Below are 1,734 nucleotides of genomic sequence, written 5' to 3'. Positions count from 1 at the left end.
TATAAAGGTGAAATACTGTGCCACCAGTATATGAAGTCTGAAGATCATCTTGTAAATCAAGTGCCTCGTAAGCATCATCTGTAAAATTTGCTGGAAGCTGGGTTGAGTTTGTGTAGTAAATATTCTCCCCGCCACCTGCTTGGATGATGTCTGGATAGCGCTTTTTATCCTCTTTGGCAAAGCGGTATGTTGTGCCCTCAGCTGGAGTCGCCTCAAGGTTGTATAAATTTCCAGTCTCTTCTTGAAATGTCCTTATCTTATCGCGTAAAAACTCAACCATCTCAATAGCAAAATCGCGTCCAAATTTTGTTGAGATATTCTCTTTATCATTTGTGAAATTTCTAAGAAGCTCGTTCATGCCATTTATGCCAATCGTGCTAAAGTGGTTATTAAAGTGCTTTAGATATCTAGCCGTATAAGGATAAAGCCCTCTGTCATACATCTCTTGTATAAATTTACGCTTCTTTTCAAGTGTCGATTTAGCAAGCTCCAAAAGATAACTAAGCCTGTTATAAAGTGCGACTTTATCGCCTTTGAAGTTGTATCCTAGGCGAGCCAAATTTATAGTGACAACGCCGATAGAGCCTGTCATCTCTGCACTACCAAAAAGACCACCACCTCGTTTTAAAAGCTCCCTTAGATCAAGCTGCAAACGGCAGCACATAGAGCGAACATGACCTGGTTTGTAGGCTTTTTCGTTTTCTATTTTGTTGCCATTTTCATCGTAAGTGTATTGTGAGCCGATAAAATTTTGAAAGTAGCTTGAGCCCATTTTGGCGGTATTTTCAAAGAGTACATCCGCCACTTCGCTATCCCAGTCAAAATCCTCTGTGATATTTACCGTTGGTATAGGAAATGTGAAAGGCTGCGAGCATTTATCACCAGCTGTTAAAACCTCGTAAAATGCCTTATCTATACGTGCCATCTCAGGCTCGAAGTCCTTGTAGGTCATATCGATCAAATTTTTTCTGCCACGCTCGTTTGCTTTTTTCAAAATTTTTTCATCTTTTACGTTTGTAAAGAGGTGTATATCATCGCTCGTTGGGATCTGATCTCTTAGATCGCTTGGGCAAGTGATGTCGATAGTTACGTTTGTAAATGGACTTTGTCCCCAGCGTGCAGGCACATTTAAGTTAAAAATAAAGCTAGTGATCGCCTTTTTGATCTCAGCGTCGCTTAGATCATCTTTGAAAACATAAGGTGCAAGGTAGGTATCAAAGCTAGAAAACGCCTGAGCGCCAGCCCACTCGCTTTGCAAAATTCCTAAGAAATTTGCCATTTGATAAAGCGCTTCTCTAAAGTGCTTTGGCGCTTTGCTCTCGACCCTACCACGAACGCCGTTAAAGCCCTCATTTAGCAATGCTCGCAAGCTCCAGCCAGCACAATACCCTGTAAGGCAGTCAAGGTCGTGGATGTGATAATCGCCATTTCTATGAGCAAGACCTTCTTCTTTGCTATAAACAGCGTCTAGCCAGTAATTTGCTATGACTTTACCGGCAGTATTGTTGATGAGTCCTGCATTTGAGTAGCTTGTGTTTGAGTTTGCAGAAATTCTCCAGTCAGTACCGTTTATATACTCATTTATCGTTTGGGTTGAGTTTATGTAGGTCGTATCTTCGTTTAGCCCTAAAATTTGCTCACGCTGAAGCTTGTGGGTATGACGGTAGAGCATAAAGCTCTTTAAAACGTCGAAATACCCGCTATTAAATAGCTCTTTTTCGATCGCATCTTGGA

1 protein-coding gene is annotated in these 1,734 nt (G+C 41.2%); it reads right to left on the bottom strand.

Annotation, left to right across the window (positions count from 1 at the left end; all coding sequences use genetic code 11):
* Window positions 1-1,734, bottom strand: a 1,734-nt coding sequence (locus CYP51_RS00335; RefSeq protein ID WP_103623933.1) for a ribonucleoside triphosphate reductase, incomplete at both ends; no start/stop codon positions are given.

Source organism: Campylobacter concisus, assembly GCF_002912895.1.
GTDB classification, from domain to species: Bacteria; Campylobacterota; Campylobacteria; order Campylobacterales; family Campylobacteraceae; genus Campylobacter_A; species Campylobacter_A concisus_G.
The sequence above is the reverse complement of the archived record's forward strand: the minus strand, read 5'-3'. Positions and strand labels throughout refer to the sequence as shown.